Annotated in this window: 3 protein-coding genes; all 3 read left to right on the plus strand. The window is 42.5% G+C overall.

Annotation, left to right across the window (positions count from 1 at the left end):
* Positions 1-62: 62 nt before the first annotated feature.
* Positions 63-1,022: an ROK family glucokinase gene (locus L0M85_RS05225; protein WP_048788866.1), complete on the plus strand. Its 960-nt coding sequence runs from the start codon at positions 63-65 to the stop codon at positions 1,020-1,022.
* Positions 1,023-1,116: 94 nt separating this feature from the next.
* Positions 1,117-1,956 carry a thymidylate synthase gene (locus tag L0M85_RS05230; RefSeq protein WP_156676833.1) on the plus strand — a complete coding sequence of 280 codons (840 nt, stop codon included), beginning with the start codon at positions 1,117-1,119 and terminating at the stop codon, positions 1,954-1,956.
* Between the two features lie 231 nt (positions 1,957-2,187).
* A partial coding sequence (locus tag L0M85_RS05235) for a CshA/CshB family fibrillar adhesin-related protein (protein WP_238656608.1) occupies positions 2,188-6,151 on the plus strand: 3,964 nt, incomplete at its 3' end.

A 6,151-nucleotide genomic window follows, 5' to 3' on the forward strand; every position in this document is an offset into this window, starting at 1 on the left:
TTGAAACCCTTTTCACATTTTGGTATACTAGTGTCAAGAGAATAGGAACAAAGGAGTATAAAATGTCCAAAAAAATTATTGGTATTGACTTAGGTGGAACATCTGTCAAATTTGCCATTTTGACGCAAGAAGGAGAGATTCAAGAGAAGTGGTCTATCAAGACCAACATCCTTGACGAAGGAAGCCACATCGTTCCTGATATCATCGCTTCCATTCAACACCACTTGGAGTTGTTAAACTTATCCGCAGAAGATTTTATTGGAATTGGGATGGGATCTCCTGGTGCAGTGGATCGCTTCGAAGGAACTGTCGTTGGAGCATACAACCTCAACTGGAAAACCGTACAGCCGATCAAGAAAGATATTGAGTCTGCCTTGGGAATTCCTTTCTTCATCGATAATGATGCCAACGTAGCTGCCCTTGGGGAACGCTGGAAAGGTGCTGGCGAAAACCAACCAGATGTCGTCTTCATGACACTTGGAACTGGTGTTGGTGGCGGTATCGTTGCGGAAGGAAAACTCTTGCACGGTGCTGGTGGTGTAGCTGGTGAGCTTGGTCATATCACAGTAGACTTCGATCGTCCATTTGATTGTACTTGTGGTAAGAAAGGCTGTTTGGAGACAGTAGCCTCAGCAACCGGGATTGTCAATTTGACCCGTCGCTATGCAGATGAATATGCAGGAGATGCGACCTTGAAACGTCTCATTGATGATGGCGAAGAAGTTACAGCTAAGACTGTCTTTGATCTTGCTAAAGATGGAGATGAGTTGGCCTTGATTGTCTACCGTCATTTCTCTCAATACTTGGGTATTGCTTGTGCCAACATCGCTAGTGTCTTGAACCCAGCCAACATCGTCATTGGTGGTGGTGTATCAGCAGCCGGTCAATTCCTCTTGGATGGGGTTCAAAAGGTCTTTGATGAAAACACCTTCCCACAAGTCCGTACGTCAACCCAATTGGTGCTTGCTAATCTTGGAAATGATGCAGGAGTTATTGGAGCAGCGTCACTCGTCTTACAATAGAATTTATTTGAAAGAGATCCAAATCGAATCATTTGGACCTCTTTTCTTTTATCCTGTGTTATAATGAAGGTATTACAGTATTTAAGGAGAATGAATGACAAAAGCAGATATCCTTTTTAAAGAAAATATTCGAAGAATTATGGAAGAAGGCGTCTGGTCTGAGCAAGCTCGGCCCAAGTACAAGGATGGCACAACTGCCAATTCCAAATACATCACTGGGGCATTTATGGAGTTTGATCTGGCAAAGGGCGAGTTCCCGATTACAACTCTTCGTCCTATCGCCATCAAGTCAGCCATCAAGGAAATGCTCTGGATTTACCAGGACCAGTCCAATAGTCTGGAACTCCTAAATGACAAGTACCAAGTTCATTACTGGAATGACTGGGAAGTAGGAGATACGGGAACAATTGGAGAGCGTTATGGTGCTGTCGTTAAAAAGCACGACATCATCAACAAAATTCTCAAACAGCTAGAAGCCAATCCCTGGAATCGTCGCAATATCATTTCTCTATGGGACTACCAAGCCTTTGAGGAGAGCGAAGGGCTCTTGCCTTGTGCTTTTCAAACCATGTTTGATGTGCGTCGTGTCGATGGGGAAATCTATCTGGATGCAACTTTGACCCAACGTTCAAATGATATGCTAGTGGCGCACCATATCAACGCCATGCAGTATGTAGCCCTTCAGATGATGATCGCCAAACACTTTGGCTGGAAGGTTGGCAAGTTCTTTTACTTTATTAACAACCTCCACATCTATGATAACCAATTCGAACAGGCAGAAGAGTTGCTCCGGCGTGAGCCCTCTGCTTGCCAGCCTCGCTTGGTACTGAACGTGCCAGATGGTACAAATTTCTTCGATATAAAAGCCGAGGATTTTGTACTGGAGGACTATGATCCTGTCAAACCTCAGTTGAAGTTTGATTTAGCTATATAGAGATTATTGTTAGTTGACAAAAATAGGAAGACCGTTTGTTATTTTTTAAATAATGATTCGTACTTCCTATTTTTAAAATTTAATGATTAGTAATATCGTCAAATTTTAAAAAATTGATCAATTTTTGAGACATTGTATTTTGAATAGTTAAATTAATTTGGTAGAATTAATAAGGTTAGGCATTAGCCGTAAAATATAAATATAAGTTTTAAAATTTTTGGAGGAATTTAAGTGAGTAAGGATTTATTCAATGATCGTATTAGCAGATTTTCAATTCGAAAATTGAATGTCGGAGTATGCTCGGTTCTTTTAGGGACGCTAGTGATGGTTGGGACAGCTTCAAGCGTCGCAGCTGATGAAAACGCAGAGAACCAAGTAGGGGTTGCAACGAAAGAAGAAGCAGGCCAACCTGCGATTACAACGGAAGCACCCGTTTCAACAACTAGTGAAGTTTCAACTTCAGCTACAACATACCAAGCTGAAGCTCCTGTAACTGCACCAGAAACAGCCCCAACTACAACAGCTCCTGTTGAAGAAAAGGCTCCACTAGCAACTCCTGCAGTGGCAGAAGGATCAACAAACCCAAGTAACAAAGGGACAGAAGAAACAGCAACTGATAATAAAGAAACAGTTTCTGCAGCTGTAGTAGCACCTGCGCCAGAAACACCAGCTGTTCCAGTAGCAACCTCGGATGTTCGCCGTCGTAGCCGTCGTGCTCTTGGTGACGCCAACGATCCTAACTTGATCGCGGATGATGTTGAAGATGCAACTTCAACTCCAAAAGTTGAAAAACCTGGCTTTACAACAGATCTTGATGCCAAATCTATGACTAGCCAAATCTCTTGGTTGGACTTTGGAGATGTAGCTAACTGGACAGGAGCAAAAACAATCCAAGTCGCTAAAAAGGAAGTTAAACCAAATGAACTAGAAGAGGCCTTAGCTCTTCAAGTTGGGGCAACCTATACCAAGGAAATCATGCCTGGTTATGTAGTTACTGTAAAAGTCAAATCTTTGAAACCATTCCAAGCAACTGAAATCTATAAAAAACGGATGGAAGAACAAGGGGCTACAGAAGCTGAAAAAGCGACCTATGATCCAAATGCAAAAAATGGATATGTAAAGGGTGTTACTTCACCAATTGCTAGGCAATATTTTGCTGATGGCAAAGAAGCCGACGTTATCGCTGATGCCCAAAACCGTTGGACTGAAATCAAACATGAAAACGTTGATACGAAAGCCAAAAAGACTACCATGAGTTCTGCATATAATGGTGGGAATATTGGAATTCAGTTTGAAATCTCTGCAACCTTCCGTGGAAAGAAAGTTAAGCCAGCTATTGTTATGGCTGATGGTGAGTCTGCTAACCCTGGTGAATTTGTTATGTTTACTACCAACGGACAAGGTTGGCAGCACATTGGGGAATGGAAGAAAACTACTAGACCAGCCACCTCTGTTCCTTATGAACCACAAGATACAGAGAATCTTTTTGGTTCTAAACCTAAATATAATAACATTAACCTAAGACAACTTCGTGATAATTCTACTCAAGCTGGACCAGATAAGAAACCAGTAGCATGGAAGTACTTTGGAAATCCTGACCAAGTTACAGGTGGTCTAGGAACCGGTATCTTTGGACCAAACATTTCTGAAGGAAATAGAACAGTTCCACTCGTTATGACACGTGGAGCATCTGAAGTGGGACTTTATATCGCTTCAGCTGGTAAACAGTCAGCAATGCTAGGATTCTTCCCACTTGATGAAGGGGATGCTCCTGAGTCATATGGTAAGGCAGTCCATACCATTGCAACTGTAGACGGTGTTACTGGAGCTAAAGTAAATCAACCGTACATTGGTAACGTGAGCCCAGATATGGATGAGAACACCACTCAAGACTGGTTCGGTGATGATAAGGCAACTACGGCCGATGAAGGAATTAACCAATTGCTTCCAGAGGAACTCAAAGGGACAACCAATGAGATGATCCAAATGGACCGTACCAAACCAGGTAACTACAAGATGTCAATTCAAGCTCATACGGATGGAGCTTCAGAAGCACATATCTATGGTTGGGTAGACTTTAACCAAAATGGTAAATTCGATGAAGATGAACGCTCAAATCTCGCTACAATCACACAAGATGGCACTGTTGAGTTGACCTTTGCAAACAGCAAGACTTACGTCGACCCAAGCGTTAAAGAGTTAGGTGCTCGTGTTCGTATCGCTAAGAAAGCGAACGAGATCGAAAGCCCAACTGGCATGGCCTTCTCAGGTGAAGTAGAAGACTTCAAGACTCAAATCACCCACCCACCAAAAGGAGAATTTAAGGAAACAAGTGGCCCTCAAGGTACGAAACAATCAGCAACTGTTGCCTTTACAGCACGTGGAGAACACAAGTTTGAACGTGATTCTAATGCTGTTATTGATGAAACTGTAGAACCATACATCGTTGACAAAGATGGCAACCGCGCAACCCTTGACGCAGACGGTTACTACGTCGTTCAAGGACAAGGTAAATACAAGATTACTGCTAAGGGCAAAGATGTAGACGTTGAGTTTATCCCAGAAGATAACTTCCTAGGAACAGCTGATGGTATCTCTATCCGTCGTTCAGATAATAATGGCTATGATACTGGTTGGTCAACAAAATTCCCAGACAGCGAGCCTAATGTGAATGGCCAATTAAATACTATGGATGGTCAATATGTTCCTACTGTAACACCGATTGACATTGAAGGGGTTGACAAGACTTCTAAAGATATTCAAGGTGCAACTCAAAAAGAAACACCTACCTTTAATACAACAGCTTCTAACTCAGCTGGTGACAAGATTGCGGTTACTCCAAGTGCAGAATATCCTGCTAAATTGGTAGACCCAGCAACAGGTCGTACTATTGATGAGACATCTGTAACAGTAGCTGGAGAAGGGACATATACTATCAACCCTTCAACAGGTGAAGTAACCTTCACTCCAGAACCAAGCTTTACTGGTACAGCTAAAGGTGTGGATGTTATATTGTCAGCGCCAGTTGGTCGAAACAAAGATGGTAAGATCCAACAGGAGTACATTAAGACTGCTACAGCTAAATACACACCAACGGTTACTCCAATCACAGTGACTCCTACAGACAAGGTTTCTGTGGATGTTCAAAACGTTCCTCAAACACAAACTCCTACATTTGAGTTGAGCAACGACAAGACTGCTGAAATCACAAGCAAGAAATTGGTGGATCCCGCAACTGGTCAACCAACTGATGAAACAACAGTGACAGTAGCAGGTGAAGGTAGCTATACTATCGACCCAACGACTGGAGCAGTAACATTTACGCCAGAAAAAGACTTTGTTGGTACTGCAAAAGGCGTAACTGTTCAGGCAACTGCTACTATTACAAATGCTAATGGTAAGACTGCAACCATTACTTCAGATGCGACCTACACACCAACTGTTGTGCCAGCAGTTCCAACTGCAAACCCTGCAACTTCTAAAGATATCCAAGGTGCAACACAAATAGGGACACCAACCTTTGCAGGAACTACTGTCCAAGTAAATGGTGAAGATAAAGCTATTACCATTAAAGACAATAGCTACACATTGCTAGATAAAGATGGTAACGAAGTTTCAAGCACACCAGCCTTTGCTGAAGATGGTACAACTGAAATTGGTACTTTCTCTATTGATCCAGTAACAGGGCAAGTAACCTTCACACCAACAGACAAATCATACACTGGTAAAGTAACCCCAGCTAAGGTTCAAGCTGAAAGTTCAAACGGTATCAAGGTGGATACAACTTACACACCAGAAATCGTTCCAGTAACCCCAACCGCAACACCAGCAGAAACTATAAATGTTCAAGGTGCGACTCAAAAAGGTAAACCAGAATTTAAAGGTGGTACTGCTGAAATTGATGGTGTTGAAAAGACTGTAGCCATTAACGAAGCTGTTCCGGCTAAATTTGATGATGGAACTACAAGTAAGAAGGTTGAAGGAGTAGGTACTTACACAGTAGCTCCAGATGGAACAGTTACATTTGTACCAGAAAAATCATTTGTTGGTAAAGCACCTGCAGTAACTGTAGTTCGTGAAGACATGAACGGAACAAAAGCTTCTGCAACTTACACGCCAACCGTAACACCTGTGACACCAACAGCGACACCTGCTGAATCAGTAGCCCCTCAAGGTGTAGTTCAAACTGGAACAG

The sequence above is a fragment of the Streptococcus sp. DFI.7.26 genome, from assembly GCF_022240605.1.
GTDB lineage: Bacteria > Bacillota > Bacilli > Lactobacillales > Streptococcaceae > Streptococcus > Streptococcus xiaochunlingii.